This window comes from Psychrobacter glacincola, from assembly GCF_904846215.1.
Lineage (GTDB): Bacteria > Pseudomonadota > Gammaproteobacteria > Pseudomonadales > Moraxellaceae > Psychrobacter > Psychrobacter glacincola.
This window is the reverse complement of the sequence record NZ_CAJGZK010000014.1, coordinates 35,596-58,535: the sequence shown is the minus strand read 5'-3', so window position 1 is coordinate 58,535 and position 22,940 is coordinate 35,596. Positions and strand designations below refer to the sequence as shown.

Here is a 22,940-nt window from a genome sequence, read left to right as displayed (position 1 = left end):
AGATATCTATTTTATTATTTCCAATACTAAGTTAAAACAATAGTGGCACTATACGTCAATGACGTATATACTTGAGAAGTAACGATAAAGGATTATAGATGCTACATTTTATAGAAACCCCGTTATTTACCAAACAAGTGCTTAAATTGTTGGATGATGATAATTATAAAGAGCTACAGGTAGATTTGATCAATAACCCAGACCAAGGAAGTTTAATTCAAGGTACGGGCGGTGTTAGAAAAACCAGATGGGCGCTGGATCAAGGTAAAAGCGGTGGCGTGCGTATCATCTATTATTTTGTTGACAGTCATGGCGTATTTTTTATGTTGCTTGCCTATCCAAAAAATAAAAAGGTCAGTTTATCGAGTCAAGAGAAGTCTAGTTTGTATAAACTAACTCAACAAATCAAAGAGGTATATAACCATGAGCAATGAATTTTATGATGATCTATCAACGTCATTGAATCAAGCATTGGCAATTGCCAAAGGGGACGCCCAACCTAGCCGACAATTTAGTCATGAAATGCCTGATATTAAATTAATTCGTACTAAGACAGGGCTATCGCAACAGCAGTTTGCCGATAAGCTAAATATTAGCCCACGTACTTTACAGAACTGGGAACAAGGGACTAGAAATCCAACAGGCGCAGCGATTACGCTGATGCGCTTGTTGGATAAGCAGCCCGAATTGATTGCTGAAGCTTAGTACGTAGTGTAAGTTGAGCTTGCGACAACTAACAATTCTGAGTTGATAATTTTAATTACTAATGTGTTGGGTTTCGACACCAACCTAGAAATTTTTATCATCTACATTTGGAATCAACATCAATAGGTCTGTTTCTCCTATATCAATATCTATCTGAGAAAGTAACGTAGTTACTTGCCCGCGATGATGAGTTTGATGATTAAAAAGATGTTGTAGCAACATAGAAAAAGACTTATTGAAGGTATCGTTATTAGTATTTTGATAACCCAAGCTTTTTGAATAATCGCTTTCGTCTGATTCCTCAATGAATCGAATCATTATCTGATCTAGAGCCTGCCTATTTCTACTAAAACCATGTTTGTCATCATATAAAATCTGAGTAAGCTTAGTAGGTAACGGGAAATCTTTTAACGGCTCTAAAGCTTTAAATCCTGTTGGATAACTGGGGTGTTGGTTTAAACGATTGAGCCAAATTAAATCGCCAACCATTAAATGATTTAGCGTACCTAATATGGAACCAAAAAATGCCTTTTTGTTCTCCCATAAAATATTGTCAGAAGTGGTCAAAATACTGTCACATATTTTTTTATTTATTAGCGCATTGTATGATGCCATGATTTTAAAGTTGGGTTTTATCATTGTATTTGCGCCATAGGCTTTTTTCAGGTTTCAGGTTTCAGGTTTCAGGTTTTTTATATTGCGATAGTATTCCGAACTTTATGTCGCTAATACTCAAATCATTTTTTAACTTCTTTCTGAGCTTCAGCAATCAACTCATGAAGCTTAGCACTCTCTTTTAGTACACAAGCTTCATACGCAGAAAGTGGCTCAGGTTCTTGTTCAACTTCTCGCTCTTGTTTAGCTTTTTCTTCTAGGTATTTTTGAAGTTCGTTTTGTTCATTTTGCTCATTGCATTGTGAGTTACTCATGACTTATGTCTCCTACTATTTTTTATCACTTAATAAAAGTCATCACGACCAGCATACTTCTTATTGAGTGCGCGTAGTATCGCATAAGTTTCTAAATCCAGCTCGCCCGTTGGCTGCTGCGGTCTGAAATGCAATTGAAACGCATAAATAACATCACGACTGGCTTTATCCCACTCATCACTGTCATTGATTTGATACCCATAATCGCGGAACGCTTGCTTAATATCGGGTATCGTTGCCGCGTCAAAATTCTTTTGATTCATAAAAAATTGCTTATCAAATGCATCATACCAAGCGCCAATACCATATTGCTCGTACAGTCGTTGCCAAGGAAACTTCGCACCCGGATCAATCTTGCGAGAAGGTGCCATATCCGCGTGACCGATGATATTCTTTGGTGAGATATCATATCTGGCTGCCAAATCTTGCACCAGCTGCGCAACTTTCTTAATCTGCAACTCATTAAATTCTACATAGTGCTCATAAGGATGATAGTCGAGCGCGCCGTTTTTTAAAGCGTTTCGATATTCAGGCTTAATCCCTGCATTGACGATTTCGATGCCGATAGAGGTATCATTGAGTATCGTTCTACTTGCAAAGCCGCCCGCGCCAGCATGCCAAGCGCGTTCGCTTTCGGGCACTAGGTTATAAATTTTATTATCGTCATGGTCTAAAATCAGATAGTGGGCGCTCACATTTCCAGTGGTCAACAGTTTGATAGCGCGGGCATTATTGCTCACCGTATAATGCAGAATAATGGTTTTAATACGCTCACTTTTGCCAGTGGCTTGGTAAGTTTCGCTATCAATAACAAAGGGTTCAGTATTCGCTATTTGGGTGTTATTAGTGGTCACGCAACCAATTAGAGGTAGCGTTAAGGCACATGCTAATGCTAAAAAGATATTTTTTGCCATGAAATGCTAACCCTTTTTAATCTTCTTTGCCAAAACGGTTTTCCAGCTCTCTTCCAAACACTCAATCGCAAGCCAAGGCTCAATAACTTCTGCTGCAAACTTCTCTTTTGAATTAGCCAGTTGCCACAGTTTCTCAAGTGTCGCAAAAGGATAGGGACGTTCGATGAGATAAACCGGTAAATCAGCGCCGATCATGCCGTCACGAACGACTTCAAAGTACCAGCCAGCGATACCTTGTTTGGTTACCCAAGACGCAATATTTGGCACTTTAGTAAATTGTCCTATTTGGTCATTGATTTTGTAGCATGGTCGTCGTGGTTGGACGATGCGTAATCGCACACTGTCGCTGTCATTACTATCGACTCGTTGCTTTTCAAAATCCCCACCGTATTGAAAAACGTCGCCAATACAAACCGTTGACTCGTCCATATCAGGCAAACCATTGACTGCTTCCGTGGTGAGATTTTCTCCCAATGTGCCAACGCGTACCTTTAAACCAAACTCAGCGTTAATCTTCTCATAAGTCGCCGTTGCTAGTTGATGTACCGCTTTTAATGGTCCACCATGATGGCGTCGGTCGGCTTGCTCATCGGTGGTGAGACCCATAAAGTTGACCGCGACGGGCGCTTTGATAGGCGCTTTATCAATCGCGCTCATCTCTTCACGGGCGAACGGCATGGCTTTACCAGCACGGACGCAGACTAGATTGGCGATATGCAGTGGCAAGGTTTGGTTAAAGTCCGCGGTATTTTTCTGGCTAAGAGTTTCTATGCTCATTGTCTTTCCTAGTGGCTAATCATTTTTTAAAAAACACAATTTAATGGTTGCCATCATCTTATCGCAATCACAGGCAGCTTTCAGCTTATTTATATCGCGCCTATGGATGGCGTTATTTACCAAAATTCAGGCATAAAAAAAGACCAGAATAATCATCTGGTCTTTTTGGTTTTCACGGCGTTATAGCAATAAATAAAATTATTTATTTTTATTGCGACGACCGGCTGTTTTCTTTTCACGCGGCACGGCAACCAGCTCAGCCAATTGCTCAGGTGATGACCATAGACCTTCTAGGTCATAGAACTCGCGGGCTTGTGGCGTCATCATATGCACGACGACCGCACCCAAATCTATCAACGTCCAGTCAGAATCGATACCGCCTTCACGACCAAGCGGCATAAAGCCACCTAGTTTGGCTTCAGCGCCGACGCTGTCAGCCATCGCACGTACATGGCGCTTTGAGGTACCGTCAGCGATAACGATGCGCTCCATTACGTCTGTCAATGCTGCTACATCCATTACGGTGATATTCTTAGCTTTCATATCGTCTAGCGCGGTTTCAACAAGGGTCAAGCATTCTTGCAAACGTTCGTCAGTCATGGTATTGGTCATAAATTTTAATCTCTTGAATCGTAAATATTAAAAATAAAATGATAAATCGTCACAGTGCGTTCTCTAACGTGCCCCTTAACATATAAGTAGGTAGGCAGACGTTTTTTGAGGCAACATGATCAAAGTGGGCAAAGTTAAAAGTATAAGGCGATTTTAACGGAATTGAGCAGCAGAATATAGCTGATGGGCGATAATATATTGATAAACAGCAGGATTTAGCCATTTAGCTAATGAATTGGGTGCAGTATTGGCTATGATATCATTTATTGGTGCGATAGAGGCAATTTGCATGTCAGCGCTGTGCGTTATATTTAATGATTGAGGTGCTTGCGGCAGTTGTTGGTACAGTTGCTGCCGGACTCGCGTACTTGATACGGCTGCCACAGGGCTCGGGTCGATAAAAATATAACCTTGATAGCTATTTTTTACGCCAAAGCTGTTTGTTAAAGATTGAGGGTTAGCTGTTAATAACTGAAGCACTGAATCGACGATAAAAGGTTGTAGCAGTTTTGGAAGTTGGGATGTTAGAGAGTGCTGCAACTCAGTCTTAAAGAAGTTTTTATCAGTATAGATATCAGTATCTATATCGCTATCAAAATTTTCTTCACGGTCAAACACCCATAGGTTGACATAATCCGTAAGTTGCAGCCCATTTTTCCAGTGTTCTAAACTACGCGCGCTGTCCATACCCATGATAAATATCAGGCTGTCATTTGGATAGCGGGCGCGTAATATCTGTACACTATCGATAGTATAGACGGGCGGTGCCTGCCACAGCTCAAGCTCGTTAATGTACAAGGGCGACTCTTGCGTTGCCAGCTTTAGCATCGCCAGACGATGTTTAGGATCGGTGCTATCTTCTTTAAAAGGCGAGCGCGCATTGGGCAGCAACGATACATACAGCGGGCGCTTTTGTTGCTTTGCTATCGGCAATAAATGCTCATAAACATACATCGCCATTTGCAAATGACCGTTATGTACAGGATCAAATGAGCCGCCCAAATAAGCACGGATGGCAGACTTAGGACTTCGGCTGTGATGATTGTTGGCAGTATTTGGCATAAATGAGTGAGTAAAAACTAATGCAGATGGGCGTTGTAGTTGATGTATTTTAAATCGACTATAGCACGTGATTATTCACTTATCCTACTTATCGATTTTATTATGCCTAACTATGTATAGTCAAAATACTCTAAAAACGCTAGGGTACTGCTGGTATCAATTTTTTGCAGCCTCTGTCTGCATGGGCACAGCAAGCAAGAAAAATTGATATCAGCGGCACGTGATGTATCGATATTACTTTTCTATGACTATAGTACCTAATGTGTCGATATTACTTTTCACTGACTATGCTGTTTAAACGCGCTATAAAAAGCCGACTATCATTATAATAATCGGCTCAATAATACGTGTTTTGAACGAAGCTTTAAATGCTTAAATGACGTCGCTATGCGCTTGGATGGCAGTGAGGGCGATGGTATAGATAATATCATCGATCAAGGCACCACGTGACAAGTCATTGACCGGTTTATTTAAGCCTTGCAACATCGGTCCAACACTGACCACATTGGCGCTACGTTGTACCGCTTTATAAGTCGTGTTACCTGTATTCAGGTCTGGAAAAATAAAGACATTGGCTTGTCCAGCTACGGGTGAGTCAGGGGCCTTTTGCTTACCGACGCTCATAACAGAGGCGGCATCATATTGTAGCGGTCCGTCGACTTTTAAATTAGGCGCACGCTCACGGACGATTTGAGTCGCACGGGTAACTTTTTCGACATCAGCGCCAGTGCCTGACGAGCCCGTAGAGTAGCTAATCATTGCCACTTTTGGATCGATGCCAAAGGCAGCAGCAGACTGCGCAGACTGAATAGCAATCTCAGCCAATTCTTCCGCATTTGGATCAGGATTAATGGCACAGTCGCCGTATACCACCACTTGCTCAGGCAGCAGCATAAAGAATACTGACGACACGAGTGAGTATTCCGGTGCCGTTTTAATCAACTGAAACGCTGGGCGGACGGTATTCGCCGTGGTATGTATCGCACCAGAGACCAAGCCGTCAACTTCGTCCATTTGTAGCATGGTCGTACCTAAATAAACCGTATCTTGCAGATATTCAGCAGCCACTTCGGCGCTGGTTTTACCTTTACGACGTTCGACGACAGCAGCGATATATTTGCTCATATCTAAGCTGTCAGGATCAATAATCTCAAGCCCTTCAGGTAATACCAAATCGCGGTTTTTGGCGACTTGTTCGACATCAGCACGCTTAGCGAGTAGCACACAATTGGCAATACCGCGGCTTTGGCAAATACAGGCGGCTTCGACCGTACGTGGCTCAGAGCCTTCTGGCAGCACGATGCGTTTTTTGGCGTTTTGGGCTTTTTTGACCACTTGATGACGAAAGGCAGAAGGCGACAAACGCGGCTCATGATTTTGGCTAAAATATGCTTTAATCCAGCTCAAATCTAAATGCGCCGCGACGTAACGAGCCACTTCCTCGGCGCGTTCGGTGTCATCACTTGGAATCTCAGCACTCATGTTTAATAGACTTTGTACCGTCTCAAAGCTGTCATCTTCGACACTCATCACAGGGATACCCGTTTTGAGTGCAGATTGCCAAAGCTCAGCGACCGTTGGACTAGGGACAACGCCGCCAGTCAATACCAATCCTGCTAGCGGAATACCATTGATACAGGCAAGACCCGCCGCCAATAGTAAATCGTCGCGGTCACCGGGCACCACGATAAGCGTGCCACGTTTGAACACTTCATCGACACGTGCAACTGAACGTGCGGTCAAGCTGATGCGATTGATGCGGCGCGATTTTGCCTCACCAACGTTGAGCCAAGTGGCGTCAAGTTCAGCTGCGATATCCCACGTACGCGGCACGGACAATGAGTCACTAAATGGTACGACACCGATTAAGCGGAATTGTTCGGTATTAAAGTGCGGCGATAGGCGCTTCACTTCTTGGATAAAGCCGCTGTCTAAGCTTACAATCGCTTCACCAGGGGCAACGATTTGATTTTCTAAGGTACTTTGCGTATTTGGTAAGTCATGCATCCGCATCAAGATACAGCCAAGCGTACGATCACTTGCCATACCACCAAATTCACGGGCATGGACATCAAGCTTATCGGCCAAATAGGCCGGCTTACTGGTATCAGCGGTGCTAACAAAGATAATTCTGGCATCGAGTGCATGAGCAATCGCACGGTTGATTTGTGAGGCATAAGATGTTTCAGTCGTCGGTACTAAGCCTTCGCAAATCACCACATCGTAATCATCACCAAGAGTATGGTAGTTAACAATCACCTCTTCCATCAAGTCATCAAGATTGTCATCGCCAATCATACGCTCTACATGTTGACGGCTTATCGATTTAGGGGGCTTTAGACCAAAGGCATGCATGGCTAATGCGCTTGAGCTGTCCAAGCTGTTTTGCTTATCCAGCGTATCGTCTTGTAAAAACGGCTTCATAAAACCCGCTTTGATACCGTTATAATCAAAAGCACGAATCAGCCCCAAAGCCGCTGATGTCACACCGATACCGCGACTGGTTGGCACAAGTAAAATAGTTTGCATAATGTATCCTACTGTTTATTATATTTTTAGAGAAATTGTTATTCTGGAGTGTATCAGAATCAGCTTGTGATTCTTATCGCAGGCATACTAGTCTTATTGTAGACCTGGTTTTATTTTAGACCCAAGGCTGCACGAGTTTCTTGTGCGATACGGCATTCTTCATCAGTTGGGACAACCCACAGCTCAATACTGCTATCGTCAGTATGGAAACTGCCTTCATTGCCACCGACCAAGCCAGCGTTTTTATCGTCATCTACTTTGATACCAAAATGACGCATGACTTCTAAAATACGCGTCCGCGTGGTTACAGAGTTTTCGCCGATACCACCGGTAAAGACAATACCAGTTAAGTCAGGGAGCGCGCAGCTTAAGCTGGCAAGATATTTACCAACACGATAGCAGAACATCTCAATAGCCAGTTTGGCGTCTTCATGATCTTCATTGGCAGCTTGCTCAATAGTACGCAAGTCATTTGATAAGCCTGAGATGCCAAGTAAACCACTTTCGTTATTGAGCATTTTATCAATTTCTTCTAAGCTCATGCCAAGTTGGCGCTTGAGATGAATGTGTAGGCTTGGGTCAACATCACCGCTACGCGTACCCATCATGAGACCCTCAAGCGGGGTCAGACCCATACTGGTATCAAGACTTTTGCCATCGTAGACGGCAGTCGCTGAACAGCCATTGCCCAAATGCGCCGTCAACCAACCATGGGGTCCTGTTGCGCTAGTAATGTGGCTGGCGCGTTCTGATACATAAGCATGAGAGGTCCCATGGAAGCCATAACGACGGATTTTATGTTCTGAATAGAGTGTTTTTGGCAGTGGATAGCGGAAAGCGACAGGTGGCATGGTCTGATGGAAAGCAGTATCAAATACCACCACTTGCGGAATATCCGGATAGATCGCTTGTACGGCTTCGATACCCAGTGCATTTGCCGGATTGTGCAGCGGGGCGAGGACTTTTAGACGTTTGACTTCTGCTAACACATGCGCATCGACACGCACCGCTTCTGAGTATTCACGACCGCCGTGTACCACACGATGACCGACCGCGATAAAATCATACTGCTCAAGTAGCTCAAGGATTTTTTGTAAGGCAAGTTCATGGCGACCACCAGCGATTGCAATTTCTAACTTTTCACCATTTAATGTGGTGTGTTTGATACGGGCAGTATCGAGACCTAAGTTTTCGGCCAGACCTGTGATACGAGTGCCTTCATCCTCACTAATTAAGGCGTATTTGATGGAAGAGGAGCCGCAGTTCAATACTAAAGTAGGATTGGTCAGGGTCGATATTTTAGAGTGTTTGTCATCAAAAGTGGTGCTTACGCCAGCGCTCATACTCTATCCTTAGATTGTCTTTTATAAAAGGTGCCGCATCTTGACGGTCACCTGTTGAATAAACGAAAACCAGCGATAGGGGTGCTGGTATAGAGCAGACGATTCGGAAACATAAACCATCATCGCGCTGATTTCCGTTATGCTTGGCCATCACTATATCTAACAGGGATTAAGTGTAACGCAAACGCCTGCTAGCGCTGCCTCATAGCTACAAGGGTTGACTATAATGTATCATATTTTGGCAGTGACACCACGATAACTCTAAGGCTTTAATCAGTCAGCCCTTGATTGGTGGTTGCAGGTGTACCCCGAAGGCCGTACAGGCTTGTCAGATAAAATCAGCAAAAATTTGCTTTTATAAAAATTGTAAGGAAGTTTGTCCAACTTTATATCGATAGCATATTTGATACTTATAGTTGATCCACTTTTAAAAGAGCACAACACTACTGCGGTTAATTATTCGCAGCCTCTGTCCGCGTAGGCACAGCAAGCAAGAAAAATTAATATCAGCAGTACTTGATGTATCGATATTACTTTTCTCTGACTATACTTGTATTTTTTTATTTAGGACTGACTATAGATTGGATTCACTATGGCTATATTTTAGCAACTTTACTAAGCAATCTTATTCTATAAGCGCACAGCTTTATAGAATAATGCTATGATTAAAAACGGTCATCTTCTACTTGTTTTATGTGAGCTTTTTATAAGAGCGTCTACCGGCAGTGTCATCAGCAAGATGTTGACACTCTCAAACCATTGCAGCATTAAAGGCTATCCACTCTATGTTTACTACACAACGCACCTCAAACAAACAACGTTTTAATAGCCGTTTAATAGCCAGCCGCCACGGTGTCTATACCTTTCTATTTGGTACAAGCATCGCGATAGGTTCCGTTGTCTTGACAGGCTGCGGACAAAAAGGCGATTTATATCTTGTAGATGCTAGTAGTAAAGCGGTGCAAGGTAGCTCGGCAATATTAGATAGCGGCAGTAATCCACAAGATACCGCCTTTGCTAAGATTGACAGCGACCAGCAAAATACAGAGAATTTTCAGCTGCCTGAACCGAGTAACGATCCTAACGATTACTAATAATTCATCGTGGATTATTAAAATGTCAATGCTCACATGATTGTTGAGTAAGCCAATACTTTATTGTTACCTTGATAACTTGATTATATTAGAGATATTTATATGAGTCAGTCAGTCACGACCCAAACTGAGCAAGGACTGTACATCAATCCTGAAGCCTTAACCGCCCATTTGCCTGAGCTACATTATCAAAATGATGCACTACATATGGAGCAAGTCAGCATTAGCGAAGTGGTTAAACACTACGGTACGCCCTGTTATGTCTATTCAAAACAGGCGATTTTAGACGTATATCAAGCATACGCTGACAGTTTTGCTAGTTTAAATCACCAGATTTGTTATGCGGTAAAAGCAAACTCTAACCTTGCGGTACTTGGTGTATTGGCGCAAGCAGGGGCAGGGTTTGATATCGTCTCACGTGGCGAGCTGATGCGGGTATTGGCAGCAGGCGGCGAAGCTGCACGTGTGGTATTCTCAGGCGTGGGCAAAACCTATAGCGATATCGAATATGCGCTCACCCAAGGTATTGGTTGTTTTAACGTCGAGTCAATCAGCGAGCTGACTTTAATCAATAAGGTTGCCGCGCAGCTGGATAAATCAGCGCCGATATCACTACGCGTCAATCCCAATGTCGACGCCAAGACCCATCCGTATATTTCAACAGGTCTCAAAGACAATAAATTCGGTGTCGCTCATGAAGATGCGCTGGTCGTGTATCAGCAAGCTGCCAAATTGTCTCATATCGATATCGTCGGTATTGACTGTCATATCGGCTCGCAGCTGACTGAGGTTGAGCCATTCGTTGCGGCATTAGACAAAGTGATTGAGCTGGTACATAGCTTACGTAAAGCAGGTATTGAGCTGCGTCATATCGATTTGGGCGGTGGTCTGGGTGTGCGTTATATCGATGAGACGCCAGTGTCTATCGATGAATTTGCCAATGCTTTATTGCCAAAACTTAGCGAGCTTGGCTTGACGGTATTCTTTGAGCCGGGTCGTAGTATCGTGGCAAATGCAGGTATTTTATTGACGCAAGTTGACGTACTAAAACCGACCGAGCATAAGAACTTTGCCATTGTCGATGCGGCGATGAACGATTTGATTCGTCCTGCTTTATATCAAGCTGAAATGGCAGTGATTCCAAGTTTCTTGCCTAATAATGGTATTGACACGGAAGGTACACAGCCGTGGGATATCGTTGGCGCTATCTGTGAAACGGGTGATTTTTTGGCGAAAGACCGTTTATTGTCGCTCACTACCGGTGACATCTTGGCAATCACAGGCGCTGGTGCTTATGGCTTTACCATGAGTAGCAACTATAATTCACGCCCGCGAGCTAGTGAAGTCATGATAGCTGACGATCGCCATCAGCTGATTCGCAAACGTGAAACCGTTGAGGCGCTATATGCAGACGAAATATTGTGGCAAGGCTAACTGCTAAACCATATCAAGTATCTCAAAAAGCTAACCCATTATCATGATGATAGTGGGTTTTTTTATGGCAAATTTTGATCGAATACATGAATATGCAAAGATGAATATAACTTGGCATTTGATAACGGTGATAGTTATGATTGTAACTGACAGCGTGCTAATATAAGACATACATAAAAATAGGATAGGGTATCAGGGATATGCTAATAGAATTTACTAAGATGCACGGGCTGGGCAATGACTTTATGGTCATCGATTTGGTGACTCAGCGTTTGGACTTGACCAAGGATTTGGTGCAATTATTGGGTGATCGTCATTTAGGTATTGGTTTTGATCAGTTGCTCGTCGTTGAGCCGCCGATGCGCCCCGACGTCGATTTTAGTTATCGTATTTTTAATACGGATGGCACAGAGGTTGAGCAATGCGGCAATGGAGCTCGCTGTTTTGCCCGTTTTGTGCAAGCCCGCAAATTATCCTTTAAACAGCGCCTGCGTGTTGAGACGGCAAGCGGCATTATTTCTCTGACGACCGATCGTTATGGCTGGGTCGAAGTTGACATGGGTAAGCCCAAGTTTGAGCCAAGCGAGATTCCATTTACCCCAAGAGCCACCACCAAAATTCAAAATGCCTATCATCTGGACGTGAATGGTACGCCTGTGCAGCTTTATGTTGCCAATATGGGCAACCCGCATGCGGTGATAAAAGTTGCCGATGTGCTTGATGCCGACGTTGAAACCTTAGGTAAAGCCATCGAATCGCATCCGGCGTTTCCAGAACGCGTCAATGTCGGTTTTATGCAAATAATGAACCAGCGTCATATTCGTCTGCGAGTGTATGAGCGCGGTGTCGGTGAGACGCAAGCCTGTGGTACGGGCGCTTGTGCAGCCGTTGCCATCGGTATACGCGAAGGCTGGCTTGACGAAGGCGAAGATGTGCGTGCTCAGCTCTATGGCGGCAGCATGGTGATCAAATGGCAGCCGGGCTATTCGGTTATGATGACCGGACCAACTGCGTTTGTGTATGAAGGTGTCTTTAGTCCAGATGGCTTGATGGCACAAGCCGGTATCAAGCCCAATCCAGAAAGTTAATAGTAAAACATAAATAACAGTTATTTTTACTAGCTAGATATAGGTAACGGGGTTGCTTCCAATATGGTGATGTCTTATAAAAACGCTCGAGCGACAGACGCACAATCTGATAAAAAATCCGCTTCACCGTCATGGCTATCAGCAGGATTGGCAATCACCATAGAAGCTGATAGCGCGTTATGTGAATTATTAGCCCCTGTGCATCGTTGGCTAAATGTCTTGTCTGCGCGCAATCACTCGCCGCATACATTGACGGCCTATTTTGCAGGACTGAATCAACTGGCGCTGTTTCTGCGCGGTAAACGCTTGACGTGGACGCGCTGTGATAAACGCCAACTAGCACAGCATATCAGCCAACGCCTTGATGAAGACAAGCTAGCCCTTGCCAGCGTTCAGCAAGAGCTATCAGCCATTCGTCATTTTTATGGCTGGCTGATAGAAGAGGATTTGGCACGTATTAATCCAACCACAGGCTATCAGCTTAAGCGCAGCCCTAGACCATTACCCTCTATCGCAGATGTGGATTTATTGACACAATTGCTCGATCAAGAAATCCCCGATACACCCGAACAAGCGCGATTATGGCTACGTGATAAGGCGATGTTTGAATTGCTTTATAGCAGTGGTTTACGTGTCGGCGAGCTAGTCGCGCTGGATATAGTAGATGTAGACTTGGCTGATTTGCGGGTACGCGTGACCGGTAAAGGGAATAAGACACGTCTAGTACCTTTAGGGATAAAAGCGGCTGACGCCATTCGCTGTTATTTACCGCATCGCAATCTGTGGGTAGAGCAGATGGATAGCGCGTTATTTATTAGTGAAAAACTGGGTACGCGTTTATCAACACGGGCCGTGCAACAGCGTCTTAAAGTTGCTGCTACTCGTGCTGGTATTGCTCAAAACATGTATCCGCATCTGCTGCGCCATTGCTTTGCGTCACATATGTTATCTGGCAGTGGCGACTTGCGTGCTGTACAAGAGATGCTTGGGCATAGCGATATCAGTACCACGCAAATTTATACCCATGTCGATTTTGTGAAATTGACCCAAGTTTATGACCGCGCCCATCCTCGAGCCATTCACGCACCCAAAAACAGCGATTCAACTATTTAATTTTAAAAGTGTCTTTTATCATAAATAGCTTTTATCAAGAACGCTTGTATAAAAATAACTTTACGCCAAACGATGACAATCAAAGATAGGCATCTTTTGTCGTCCCTGATTTTGCGCTTGTCTCTCTAATGTCGCCATCACGATGGCATAATTTTTATGGTCTTTATTCAAAGGGTGGTTTAATTCGCTATCATCGTAGCTGCTGATTACGGTTCCATCATAAGCTGTAATCGTCGTATGCCCCCATGTCTGGCGTGTCTGACCGTCTTTATAGGCATGCTCGCCGCCTTGTGCCGCACCAATCACCATACATTGGCTGTCCAAAGCGCGCGCTTGCAGTAAGAGCGACCAGTGGGCTTGTCCGGTCAGATACGTAAAAGCAGACGGCGCACTTAATAGTTCTGCGCCTGCTTGACGCAGGCGCTGCGCCAATGCAGGAAAACGCAGATCAAAGCATACCATCATACCGAGCTGATAAACGGCACCCTCTATATCGAGCGCTGTCACGACCGTCTGCGTACCCGGCTCAAACGTCGCCGCTTCGTTATAACTGCCTTGTTTGTCCGCGACCGTCGCGGTGAATAAGTGAATCTTGTCATAGCGCGCCACTTGTGTACCATCCGGCGCAAACAATAGGCTTACTTGGCGCAATCTACCGTCAGGCACAATCATACCGTCAGGGCGATATGGGCAGGGCAGAGAGCCCGCTAGCACATATATACCATATGTACGTGCATACTCCGCTATCGTCGCTGACAGCGCATCAAAGCGTTCTGCTGTCGCAAACTGTCTACCCATGCTACAGCAGTTCTCTGGTAGTACGACAAGCTGCGCGCCTTGTGTACGGGCATCGATAATAGCGGCTTTTATATCCGCTAGATTGTCTTCAATGCTTTGCTGGCTATTCATTTGGATAGCAGCAACGGTCAGCTGTGTGTTATTGATAGGTTCATTCATAGCGGGCTTCTCAGTATTGTTAGTGTTGATCCACTTTTAAAAGGGTACAGCAGTGCTTTATAATATTTGTATTTCTTTTATTTAGGACTGACTATAGTATTGTATATTTCTTATAAAGCATTTTTAGGTTTGTGGTTATTAGTGGTTTATTTGCAGCTTACTCCGCAAATCATTTTATGCAACTATAGTCAGGGAAAAGTAATATCGATACATCAAGTACTGCTGATATTCATTTTTCTTGCTTGCTGTGCCTACGCAGACAGAGGCTGCAAAAAATTTATATCAGCAGCACTGTAGCGTTTTTGAGATATTTTAACTATATGATCAGGTATGAATTTTTATTAAAAGATGCTTTAAAAGCGATTAGACAGCTATGGACAGCGGTTTGTAAATCACTTATCTGACCAGGGCATAAATTATCATAGCAAAATTGCCGTAAAAAATGCTATCGTCATGTCCTGTTAAGGGTAAACCGCTCCTTAATCAGCATCACATATACAATATCACTAAGACTGGAGTGTAATAAGCTGCCCATGAGTATGTCGTTCGGATTGGCGACCACGCTAAGCATCTCACAAAAACTGACCCCGCAAATGCAGCAAGCCATTAAATTGCTGCAGCTCTCTAGTCTTGAGCTTGCGCAGGAGGTTCAAGCGAAGCTGGACAGTAATCCGCTACTAGAGCGCATTGAAGACGATGAAGATGAGTATGAAAGTACAGGTAAAGAAGCATTAGATGAGTTTGGCGAGCCATTAACACTAGACAGCTGGAACCAAAATACAGCTTCTGATGCATCATCTTCTGATAATAATGAAGAGGGCTTTGACTATGACGACAGTATCAGCGACAGCCTTATTAGTGATAGTTTAGATAAATTGCAGCAAGACAGTTTTGATACGGATGCCATTGACAGTTATACGCTGGAGGACTTTGACGGTTTTAACACAGCCAGTACTGGTTTAGGCAGCACATCAGCACGTCCAGATGTTGATGATTTTGATAGCTATCAAGGCAGTACCAATGCGACGATTCAAGACCATGTGCGCTGGCAGCTGAATTTTAAGCATCTCTCAGAGACAGACACACTTATCGCTGAGTATCTGATGGATTCTATGGACGATATGGGTTTTGTACGGCTCGATATTGAGGAGTTGCTACAAAGCTTTGATACCATTGCAAGTTTTTATCAGTGGGATGAGCGTGTTGAACAGGATGAGGTGATGGCAGTACTGCGTATGATTCAATCTTGTGACCCGCTAGGCGTTGGTGCGCGAAACCTAAGTGAATGCCTAGCGATTCAGCTATCTAAGCTCGACATTGACACACCATATTTAAAACAAGCCCAAGCGCTCTTGTCTGCCAGTGAGTATTTGGTCAGCAATAATATCAAAGCCTTAACTGAGCGAACAGGACTTGCCGCACAGGAGATTACCCCTGCACTTACGCTGTTGCGTACTTTAAATCCTTCACCAGGATTGCTGTTTCAAAGTCGCCAACCTGATTATGTTCAGTCGCCCGATAGCTATGATATCCCTGATGTACTGGTAACGCCTATCCGTCGCCATGATGCTCATCAAAACACCAACACATCTACCCAAGAAGATGGTTGGCAGGTACGTCTAAACCCTGAAACCTTGTCAAAACTACGGGTCAATCAAGACTATGCCAACCTTGTTAAGCGCGGTGATAATAGCCCTGATAATCAATATCTGCGTGAAAATCTCACCGATGCGCGCTTGTTTATTCGCAGTATCGAAGAGCGTAATCAGAATCTTTTAAAGGTGGCGACAAGCATCGTGCGCTATCAGCAAGCGTTTTTGCAGTACGGTGCCACTGCCATGCAACCGCTTATTTTAAAGGTGATTGCAGACGAGGTCGATTTACATGAATCAACGGTCTCGCGCCTGACCACTAGCAAGACCATTTTGACACCGCAAGGACTGTTTTCGCTCAAGCATTTCTTTTCATCACATGTTAGTAGCAGCGATGGTGATATCTCATCAACTGCTATCAGCGCGATGATTAAGCAGCTTATCGCTGATGAAGAGCCCCAAAAGCCATTGTCTGATAGTAAGATAAAAGAGTGTTTGTTAGCAGAAGGTATCGATATTGCCAGAAGAACGGTTGCCAAATATCGTGAAGCAATGAATATTGGCTCATCTACTCAGCGCAAACAAAAATATTAATGCTCTGAATTCAATAAGTTATCTATAGAGGTAACTAACAATCAAAATTTTTTATAGCAAACATAAAAAATAAAATTTTTTGATTATATAGAAACAATGAGGAAACAACCGATTTTATTACATTTGCTTACAATATATAGCCTTGCTACTAGCAGGTTTTCATGACAAATTAGAGTCATACCAACAACAAAATCTAAGTGTCGATTTAGCGAATTTATGTAGACAGTTATTAAGGATAAGATAAAAAAGACAATAAAAGAATATGTCGATATTTTATTAAAAGCACTGCTATCAAAGGCGTTGAGGATTAAGACACAGGATTTTTTTGTGGTAAGGCAGGGTGATAAGAGCAGCAATGCGACCTCATCTGTTGATTGCAAGTACTAATAAGAGGGCAATAATATGAATGTTTCTATCAGTGGTCACCATATCAGTATTACCGATGCCATGGACACCGCAGTTCGCGAAAAACTTGAAAAAGTAGAGCGTCACTTTGATCAGATTCAAAGCATTCAAGTGATTCTATCGCTAGATAACAGTGGTGCTAAAAAGAGCCATAAGGCTGAAGCTATCATGCGAGTCTCGGGTAAAGAGATGTTCGTCCAAGCTCTTGATGATGATATGTATAAAGCCATAAATGAGATGGCAGACAAACTTGATAGACAAGTACGCAAGTATAAAACAAAAATGGAGAGTAAGAAGACTCAGGGTGCTGGGCGTGATGGACGCTATGAAGATTTGATGCCGGCTGAAGCAGAGCCTGCAGTTTAGTGACAGTTTGCTGTGTCATAAAAGTTTAATATGCTTAGCTTAAGAATAAACATACAAATAGCAGGGTTATTAAATCGAACTGTATTCATAAGTAACTTGAATACATGACATACTTAAAAACGAGCAAATCAGCAAATCTAAAGTAAGCCTAAGGCACTAACTAAAAAAGACCTCAACGATCATTCGTTTGAGGTCTTTTTTATAATAAATTTAAAAAGGAAGTGTTGTAAACGTTAGGTTTTAAAGTGTGATTTTCTAAAGTGCTATGTCTCAAAACTGACTTTCTATTTTAATTGCTAGAAAATCTTAGCCACCGCCTACCGCCTGTACTACTTCAATAGTCATGCCTTCGACAATATGTAGCTTATCAAGCTCACTTTTAGGAATCAGCTCACCGTCGACTTCCACCGCATAACGACCGTTACTAAGCCCAAGCTCATTAACGACCAATTGTACCGTTTGATGAGTCGTCTGTAACTTCTTACCATTGACACTGATATTACTCATAAACTGTGCTCCCTAATAATCCAAAATTCCTATGTAACTATAGTTAAAATATCTCAAAAACGCTACAGTGCTGCTGGTATAAATTTTTTGCAGCCTCTGTCTGCGTAGACACAGCAAGCAAGAAAAATTAATATCAGCAGTACTTGATGTATCGATATTACTTTTCCCTGACTATATTTTATTTTTACTATTAACCGTGCCTGAATGACTGATTAAATCAAAGATTTTTATTTAAATGCATGTATCAGCTATTTGTTAAGCGTGCTGAGGATACTGCAAGCCATAACCAACCCACAATCATCAGTACGCCGCCAACAGGGGTAATCGCGCCGAACCAACGTGGCGCGCCAAGTGTCATGGCATATAAGCTACCCGCAAAAATAATGACCCCAATTTGTAATAACCATGCAACGGTTTGGGTTGCATAATTCAGGCGAATAAGGATACCAACCAGTAGTAACCCAAGCGAATGAACAAACCAATATAGGGTTGCCGTCTGCCACCATTCTAGCTGCTGCGTGCTGACCATGCCTTTGAGACCATGCGCGCCAAACGCGCCCAAAGCAACGGCAATAGCCATATTGATCGCCGCGATACTTATCCAATTGAACATGGTTGTACTCGTATTGTGGAGTGAACTGAAGCGCTACCAGAAAAATACTTTCGTCTGATTAACAGACAGCTTATTGAATGTCATCAGGCAAAATCACGCTATTAATCGTCATCGCTTCACGGATTTTATCCATGGCATTTTTTTCAATTTGGCGTACGCGTTCTGCAGAGATAGAGTAGACCGCGGCCAACTCATGCAACGTTGACTTTTGCTCAGATAACCAGCGCTGCTCGACAATGTCACGCGAGCGATCATCCAAGGTTTCCATTGCTGCAATCAAGGCTGATGAGTTATTTTCTTCCCAGTCAGATTCTTCAACAATCTCGGCGGGGTCAATGCCATCTTCTAAAAATAACTGCGGTGCGTAGCGTCCATCATCATCATCGCTTGACTGCGCCTCAAATGACGCATCATAAGAAGTCAGACGCGACTCCATTTCAAGCACTTGCTTACGAGTGACGTTTAAGTCATTGGCAATCGCATCGGCTTCTTCAAGCGTCAATTGGTTATTGGTCTTTTTGAGACTGCGTAAGTTAAAGAACAGTTTGCGATGCGCTTTGGTCGTGGCAACTTTTACAATACGCCAGTTACGAATGACAAATTCATGAATCTCCGCTTTAATCCAATGCACCGCAAACGAAACCAAGCGTACACCTTTATTAGGATCAAAACGCTTTACCGCCTTCATCAACCCCAAATTGCCTTCTTGGATCAAATCTGCTTGCGGCAGTCCATAACCTGAATAGCTACGGGCGATATGAATCACAAAACGTAAATGCGACATGACTAAAAGACGCGCCGCTTCCACATCGCCTTCATCATAGTAGCGATGGGCAAGCTCTTGCTCTTGCGTTGGCGTCAAGATAGGGATTTGATGGACGGTATTAATATAAGCACCCAAATTCACTCCAGGCGCGGACAGATGTGTTGGCATAGCCGGTACCAAGTCGCGCGTACTAGTGTCTTCAAACGCACTGGCATCATAAGGCGGACGCTCAGCCGCCGCTTTTAGTGCCGCATCGCGCGCTTCGTTTATTTCAGGAGCAGCGCTGTCTTTTTTACGGGTATTTGCAGCGTTAGTAGTGGTATTAGCCATATTCTTGACCTTGGTTAAATAGATAAGCAAACAGTCAGATAAAAATCTTTATAGTTGTAATTGTAAAGGATAGCGACGCTTAGTTGCTATCAGTTTTGGTAATGATGAAGTGATATATTGTATCAACAGAATGTTTAGATTGCTGGTGGCTTGCCGCTTTTTTGTCTGATACGCTGGCTTGATTTATGATAAGCGATAGTGAGCTTGCGGCATCTGTTTGTATGCTTTGCTGACAAAAAGCCATGATGTCAGCTTGAGAATTTGGGTCCGTTGCCACCACATATAATGACTCACCAGCGACGACACTGCGTAAAGCCACTTTGGTTTTTAACAGTGGCATCGGGCAGGCAAGTCCACGGCCATCGACCATGTTTTTGATAATGAGTGCCGGTTTACTCAAATCCATTTCATCTTTTAAGTTGATGTTATCTGCCGGTAATAAGTCTAGGAGTTGCCTTAGTGAGTGCTGCTCGCTCTCAGACAAAGTCTTTGCCAGACATATCGGATAAGACGCTCGTATCATGATGGATGGGCTATCAGCAGACATAAAATAAACCTTTAACGTGCTTATCATTAAACCTAGCGTTTCAGTCTAATGCTTAGAATTACAATATTTATGGATAGTACTATCTGAATATGACACAGCGATTATGTTGCGACGCCGACGGTTTTATCAGCAATTATTATAGCAAATTGTCTGCATTCAATTGCAGTTGAATATAGTCATCACCGCGTTTGATCAATCAGAACAACTGAGTAGTATGGAGCTTTATATTTTTATATCAGACTTACCCTATAGGTTCATATAATCATGTTGCGCAATAGTGACGCCCTACGGAGTTATTGGTAGCGACAGGCAGACGATAATTGACCTTCAATAGACAAGCTCGTATAGTCAAAGCACGTTATGATTATGTATATAAGGTACGCACTTGGATTATTCTAAAAGACAATCAATGCTTGATAAGCCGCTGATAAATGCACAGGATAAATGTGCTATTGCTCACTATGCAGGCATACAGGCAGGGTCATTCTCTAAACGGGTCAATCGCCATCTGTCGTCAACACTTGCGCTAAAATTAGCGCTGTCAACGATACTATTAGCCTGTACAAGCGCTGCCTATAGCAAGAGCCAAGCTGTGCCCTTGAGCTATGATTCATGGCAAACCACTAACACAGAAGAGCTAAGTTTGCCCAGTTTACGCGGACAAGGGTTGAGCTTTGATGAGCAATATCAAAATAAATTGCTTGGTGAATGGTCATTAAGAAACATCAATGGTCGCGTAAAGATAGAGCATGATCCTTGGATTCAAGAAACGGTCAAAGAGCTGACGTGGCGGCTCAATGCCCAAGCGCGTCAGCAAGCACCGCTCGGTTTGGTCATTATTGATAACCCAAGTATCAATGCTTTTGCGGCACCAGGCGGCGTGTTTGGTCTTAATACTGGAACTATATTGGCAGCAAACAGTATGGATGAGCTGGCAAGCGTTGTGGCTCATGAGGTTGCACATATTAGTCAACGTCATTATGAAAGTGGCGCTGATGAGCGCAAGAAAGCCTTGCTGATACAAATAGGTGGCATGCTGGCCGCGATCGCAGCCTCTACCGTCGATGGTGATGCGGCAGCAGCAGTCATGATGGGTAGCCAAACCGCTACGATGAATAGTAGCATGGCGTTTAGTCGTAATAATGAGCGTGATGCTGATCGGGTTGGCATGCAAATCATGAACCAAGCTGGTTATGACCCACGCGCGATGCCGCGATTCTTTGCGACTATGAATCAAAAAAGTCAGATGAACCAAACGGCCAATCAGTTTTTGCCCAGCTTTATCCGCTCTCATCCACTGAGTAATGAGCGCTTGAGTGAATCTCAAAGCCGTGCGCAGCGTTATAATACACTGCCGTTAAATCAACAGCAGCGCCATCAAGCCTTGTTTGATTTGCTGTATTGGCGCGTACAAAGTACCGGAAAGCATGCTTCTGAGACCACATTAACGGCGGCGGCAAACAACAGCGTCGGCGCAAAGCTTGCCCTGATGTATTGGTATGGGGAGCAGCAGCGCTTTAAAGAAGCAGACAATGTATTTGTTGAGCTGTCTGCATTACCAATAGCAAAGCGCCAAGTACTCGAGCCTTTATTGTCCATTACCCAAAGCCAGATTTTGACGGAACAAAATAAATGGCAACAAGCTGCTGAAGTGTTGGCGAGTCAGCAGCAGCTCTATCCTGAGCGCCGTGATTTACGTCTATATTTAGCGGAAGCCTTGACCAATAGCAATCAGCCAACCCAAGCGCAAGCCTTACTCAAGCCATTAACTGAGCAGCAGCCAAGCGACCGTTATGCGTGGCAAAGTTTGCAATTGGCCAATGAAAAACTGGCAAAGACCACCGATTCTGCAGCGCTGAAAAGTATCGCTACTATTAATGCGCTGCGTTATCGCAGTCATGACCAACTATGGAGTGGAAGTTACGAGCGTGCGTTGACTTCTTTAACGCAAGCCAAAAAATTGACAGAAAATTTGCAAAACACCAATCAAGCCAATAGCGCTCGTCCACTGCTTGCCAATATTAATGCCGAAATTAAAGCGGTAAAAACCGCCAAAGACTTTAAGCCTTAGGCGGTTATTTGATAACTGACTGCTATAAAACGCGATATAAAAAATAGCGCTCATTTTATAAACATGCTGTCGCGATTAACCTTGTAGCACGTCTTTAACGAGCTTTGAGATTAGCGCAGGGTCAGCACGACCCGCGGTTTTCGTTTTCAGTATACCCATCACGCTACCCATATCACGCATTGACGTCGCACCTTGTTCGGCAATTTCTGCGTTAACCAAAGCGGTAATCTCAGCATCATCCATCTGTTTTGGCATATATTCATTGATAATATCAATCTCAAACTGCTCTTTGGTCGCCAAATCATCACGACCATTTTCGGTAAAAATAGTCAATGACTCATGACGCTGTTTGAGCTGTTTTTGTAATATCTCCAACACTTCAGCATCATCAAGCTCTGTCTGACGGTCAATCTCAATTTGTTTGATAACCGCTTGTACGTTACGCAATACTTTAACCCGTTCAATCTCCCGTGCTTTCATAGAGACGATGATAGTATCAGTCAATGTTTGTTTGATTTGGCTCATTGTTATTATTCCTTATGAGTATAGATAAAAAGGTTATGTAAAAATCTGCTAATCATCACAAGCTTTA

General features: G+C 43.5%; 23 protein-coding genes. 9 read left to right on the top strand and 14 right to left on the bottom strand.

Translation table 11 applies throughout. The features are described from left to right. Positions 1-98 precede the first annotated feature (98 nt). A complete protein-coding gene (locus JMW90_RS09220; protein WP_227691923.1) occupies positions 99-434 on the top strand; it encodes a type II toxin-antitoxin system RelE/ParE family toxin in 336 nt (111 codons plus the stop codon). Further along, complete coding sequence (gene nadS, locus JMW90_RS09215; RefSeq protein ID WP_201563443.1) at positions 424-705, top strand: NadS family protein; 282 nt, start codon at positions 424-426, stop codon at positions 703-705. The genes JMW90_RS09220 and nadS overlap by 11 nt, the downstream gene beginning before the upstream one ends. A gap of 84 nt (positions 706-789) precedes the next feature. On the opposite strand, the gene JMW90_RS09210 is transcribed toward nadS, so the two are convergent. From JMW90_RS09210 to JMW90_RS09175, 8 genes are all read right to left on the bottom strand, one after another. After that, positions 790-1,344: a DinB family protein gene (locus JMW90_RS09210; protein ID WP_201563441.1), complete on the bottom strand. Its 555-nt coding sequence runs from the start codon at positions 1,342-1,344 to the stop codon at positions 790-792. 98 nt (positions 1,345-1,442) lie between these two features. Next, positions 1,443-1,634 carry a hypothetical protein gene (locus JMW90_RS09205; RefSeq protein ID WP_201563439.1) on the bottom strand — a complete coding sequence of 64 codons (192 nt, stop codon included), beginning with the start codon at positions 1,632-1,634 and terminating at the stop codon, positions 1,443-1,445. A gap of 29 nt (positions 1,635-1,663) precedes the next feature. Next, positions 1,664-2,548: an N-acetylmuramoyl-L-alanine amidase gene (locus JMW90_RS09200; RefSeq protein WP_201563437.1), complete on the bottom strand. Its 885-nt coding sequence runs from the start codon at positions 2,546-2,548 to the stop codon at positions 1,664-1,666. A 6-nt stretch (positions 2,549-2,554) separates the two neighbouring features. Then, positions 2,555-3,325: an MOSC domain-containing protein gene (locus JMW90_RS09195; RefSeq protein WP_201563435.1), complete on the bottom strand. Its 771-nt coding sequence runs from the start codon at positions 3,323-3,325 to the stop codon at positions 2,555-2,557. 198 nt (positions 3,326-3,523) lie between these two features. Continuing rightward, positions 3,524-3,937: a ribosome silencing factor gene (gene rsfS / locus JMW90_RS09190; RefSeq protein WP_201550532.1), complete on the bottom strand. Its 414-nt coding sequence runs from the start codon at positions 3,935-3,937 to the stop codon at positions 3,524-3,526. 153 nt (positions 3,938-4,090) lie between these two features. Then, positions 4,091-4,999, bottom strand: coding sequence for a nicotinate-nicotinamide nucleotide adenylyltransferase (locus JMW90_RS09185; protein WP_201563433.1), 909 nt, complete (start codon positions 4,997-4,999; stop codon positions 4,091-4,093). 372 nt (positions 5,000-5,371) lie between these two features. Next, positions 5,372-7,528 carry a phosphate acetyltransferase gene (pta, locus tag JMW90_RS09180; RefSeq protein ID WP_201563431.1) on the bottom strand — a complete coding sequence of 719 codons (2,157 nt, stop codon included), beginning with the start codon at positions 7,526-7,528 and terminating at the stop codon, positions 5,372-5,374. Between the two features lie 110 nt (positions 7,529-7,638). Beyond that, positions 7,639-8,871 (bottom strand): acetate/propionate family kinase, encoded by a 1,233-nt coding sequence (locus tag JMW90_RS09175; RefSeq protein ID WP_201563429.1) that lies wholly within the window; start codon positions 8,869-8,871, stop codon positions 7,639-7,641. Positions 8,872-9,656: 785 nt separating this feature from the next. Here JMW90_RS09175 and lptM point away from each other — a divergent pair. The 4 genes from lptM to JMW90_RS09155 all read left to right on the top strand — a co-directional run bounded on the left by lptM (position 9,657) and on the right by JMW90_RS09155 (position 13,600). Beyond that, complete coding sequence (lptM, locus tag JMW90_RS09170) at positions 9,657-9,965, top strand: LPS translocon maturation chaperone LptM (protein WP_201563427.1); 309 nt, start codon at positions 9,657-9,659, stop codon at positions 9,963-9,965. A gap of 102 nt (positions 9,966-10,067) precedes the next feature. Further along, positions 10,068-11,399, top strand: coding sequence for a diaminopimelate decarboxylase (lysA, locus tag JMW90_RS09165; RefSeq protein ID WP_201563425.1), 1,332 nt, complete (start codon positions 10,068-10,070; stop codon positions 11,397-11,399). A 200-nt stretch (positions 11,400-11,599) separates the two neighbouring features. Next, positions 11,600-12,487, top strand: a complete 888-nt coding sequence (gene dapF / locus JMW90_RS09160) for a diaminopimelate epimerase (protein ID WP_201563423.1) — start codon at positions 11,600-11,602, stop codon at positions 12,485-12,487. A gap of 63 nt (positions 12,488-12,550) precedes the next feature. Further along, the gene (locus JMW90_RS09155) at positions 12,551-13,600 is read left to right on the top strand and encodes a tyrosine recombinase XerC (protein ID WP_201563421.1); all 1,050 of its coding nucleotides are present in this window, start codon (positions 12,551-12,553) and stop codon (positions 13,598-13,600) included. Positions 13,601-13,660: 60 nt separating this feature from the next. Here the strand turns inward: JMW90_RS09155 and JMW90_RS09150 are convergent, their stop codons facing one another. Continuing rightward, on the bottom strand, positions 13,661-14,557 hold the full coding sequence (locus JMW90_RS09150) for a carbon-nitrogen hydrolase family protein (protein WP_201563419.1): 897 nt from the start codon (positions 14,555-14,557) through the stop codon (positions 13,661-13,663). A gap of 533 nt (positions 14,558-15,090) precedes the next feature. On the opposite strand from JMW90_RS09150, the gene rpoN reads away from it, so the two are divergent. Together rpoN and hpf are read left to right on the top strand one after the other, a co-directional pair. After that, positions 15,091-16,743 carry an RNA polymerase factor sigma-54 gene (rpoN, locus tag JMW90_RS09145; protein ID WP_201563417.1) on the top strand — a complete coding sequence of 551 codons (1,653 nt, stop codon included), beginning with the start codon at positions 15,091-15,093 and terminating at the stop codon, positions 16,741-16,743. A 402-nt stretch (positions 16,744-17,145) separates the two neighbouring features. Further along, entirely contained in the window at positions 17,146-17,514 is a 369-nt protein-coding gene (gene hpf, locus JMW90_RS09140) for a ribosome hibernation-promoting factor, HPF/YfiA family (protein ID WP_201563415.1), read from the top strand. 306 nt (positions 17,515-17,820) lie between these two features. Here hpf and thiS read toward each other — a convergent pair whose 3' ends face one another. The 4 genes from thiS to JMW90_RS09120 form a co-directional block, all read right to left on the bottom strand. Next, entirely contained in the window at positions 17,821-18,021 is a 201-nt protein-coding gene (gene thiS, locus JMW90_RS09135; RefSeq protein ID WP_011512598.1) for a sulfur carrier protein ThiS, read from the bottom strand. 244 nt (positions 18,022-18,265) lie between these two features. Next, the gene (locus JMW90_RS09130; RefSeq protein WP_201563413.1) at positions 18,266-18,634 is read right to left on the bottom strand and encodes a DUF423 domain-containing protein; all 369 of its coding nucleotides are present in this window, start codon (positions 18,632-18,634) and stop codon (positions 18,266-18,268) included. Between the two features lie 70 nt (positions 18,635-18,704). After that, entirely contained in the window at positions 18,705-19,568 is an 864-nt protein-coding gene (gene rpoH / locus JMW90_RS09125; protein ID WP_201563476.1) for an RNA polymerase sigma factor RpoH, read from the bottom strand. A gap of 241 nt (positions 19,569-19,809) precedes the next feature. Then, on the bottom strand, positions 19,810-20,277 hold the full coding sequence (locus JMW90_RS09120) for a sulfurtransferase TusA family protein (protein WP_201563411.1): 468 nt from the start codon (positions 20,275-20,277) through the stop codon (positions 19,810-19,812). A 385-nt stretch (positions 20,278-20,662) separates the two neighbouring features. Here JMW90_RS09120 and JMW90_RS09115 point away from each other — a divergent pair, with 385 nt between their 5' ends. After that, entirely contained in the window at positions 20,663-22,348 is a 1,686-nt protein-coding gene (locus JMW90_RS09115; protein WP_227691921.1) for a M48 family metalloprotease, read from the top strand. 75 nt (positions 22,349-22,423) lie between these two features. Here JMW90_RS09115 and JMW90_RS09110 read toward each other — a convergent pair whose 3' ends face one another. Continuing rightward, positions 22,424-22,873: a GatB/YqeY domain-containing protein gene (locus tag JMW90_RS09110; protein WP_201563409.1), complete on the bottom strand. Its 450-nt coding sequence runs from the start codon at positions 22,871-22,873 to the stop codon at positions 22,424-22,426. Between the last annotated feature and the right edge of the window lie 67 nt (positions 22,874-22,940).

Coding starts and splice junctions, on each gene's coding strand:
- JMW90_RS09220 (WP_227691923.1), top strand. CDS start 99: ATGCTACATTTTATAGAAACCCCGTTATTTACCAAACAAGTGCTTAAA.
- nadS (WP_201563443.1), top strand. CDS start 424: ATGAGCAATGAATTTTATGATGATCTATCAACGTCATTGAATCAAGCA.
- JMW90_RS09210 (WP_201563441.1), bottom strand. CDS start 1,344: ATGATAAAACCCAACTTTAAAATCATGGCATCATACAATGCGCTAATA.
- JMW90_RS09205 (WP_201563439.1), bottom strand. CDS start 1,634: ATGAGTAACTCACAATGCAATGAGCAAAATGAACAAAACGAACTTCAA.
- JMW90_RS09200 (WP_201563437.1), bottom strand. CDS start 2,548: ATGGCAAAAAATATCTTTTTAGCATTAGCATGTGCCTTAACGCTACCT.
- JMW90_RS09195 (WP_201563435.1), bottom strand. CDS start 3,325: ATGAGCATAGAAACTCTTAGCCAGAAAAATACCGCGGACTTTAACCAA.
- rsfS (WP_201550532.1), bottom strand. CDS start 3,937: ATGACCAATACCATGACTGACGAACGTTTGCAAGAATGCTTGACCCTT.
- JMW90_RS09185 (WP_201563433.1), bottom strand. CDS start 4,999: ATGCCAAATACTGCCAACAATCATCACAGCCGAAGTCCTAAGTCTGCC.
- pta (WP_201563431.1), bottom strand. CDS start 7,528: ATGCAAACTATTTTACTTGTGCCAACCAGTCGCGGTATCGGTGTGACA.
- JMW90_RS09175 (WP_201563429.1), bottom strand. CDS start 8,871: ATGAGCGCTGGCGTAAGCACCACTTTTGATGACAAACACTCTAAAATA.
- lptM (WP_201563427.1), top strand. CDS start 9,657: ATGTTTACTACACAACGCACCTCAAACAAACAACGTTTTAATAGCCGT.
- lysA (WP_201563425.1), top strand. CDS start 10,068: ATGAGTCAGTCAGTCACGACCCAAACTGAGCAAGGACTGTACATCAAT.
- dapF (WP_201563423.1), top strand. CDS start 11,600: ATGCTAATAGAATTTACTAAGATGCACGGGCTGGGCAATGACTTTATG.
- JMW90_RS09155 (WP_201563421.1), top strand. CDS start 12,551: ATGGTGATGTCTTATAAAAACGCTCGAGCGACAGACGCACAATCTGAT.
- JMW90_RS09150 (WP_201563419.1), bottom strand. CDS start 14,557: ATGAATGAACCTATCAATAACACACAGCTGACCGTTGCTGCTATCCAA.
- rpoN (WP_201563417.1), top strand. CDS start 15,091: ATGAGTATGTCGTTCGGATTGGCGACCACGCTAAGCATCTCACAAAAA.
- hpf (WP_201563415.1), top strand. CDS start 17,146: ATGAATGTTTCTATCAGTGGTCACCATATCAGTATTACCGATGCCATG.
- thiS (WP_011512598.1), bottom strand. CDS start 18,021: ATGAGTAATATCAGTGTCAATGGTAAGAAGTTACAGACGACTCATCAA.
- JMW90_RS09130 (WP_201563413.1), bottom strand. CDS start 18,634: ATGTTCAATTGGATAAGTATCGCGGCGATCAATATGGCTATTGCCGTT.
- rpoH (WP_201563476.1), bottom strand. CDS start 19,568: ATGCCAACACATCTGTCCGCGCCTGGAGTGAATTTGGGTGCTTATATT.
- JMW90_RS09120 (WP_201563411.1), bottom strand. CDS start 20,277: ATGTCTGCTGATAGCCCATCCATCATGATACGAGCGTCTTATCCGATA.
- JMW90_RS09110 (WP_201563409.1), bottom strand. CDS start 22,873: ATGAGCCAAATCAAACAAACATTGACTGATACTATCATCGTCTCTATG.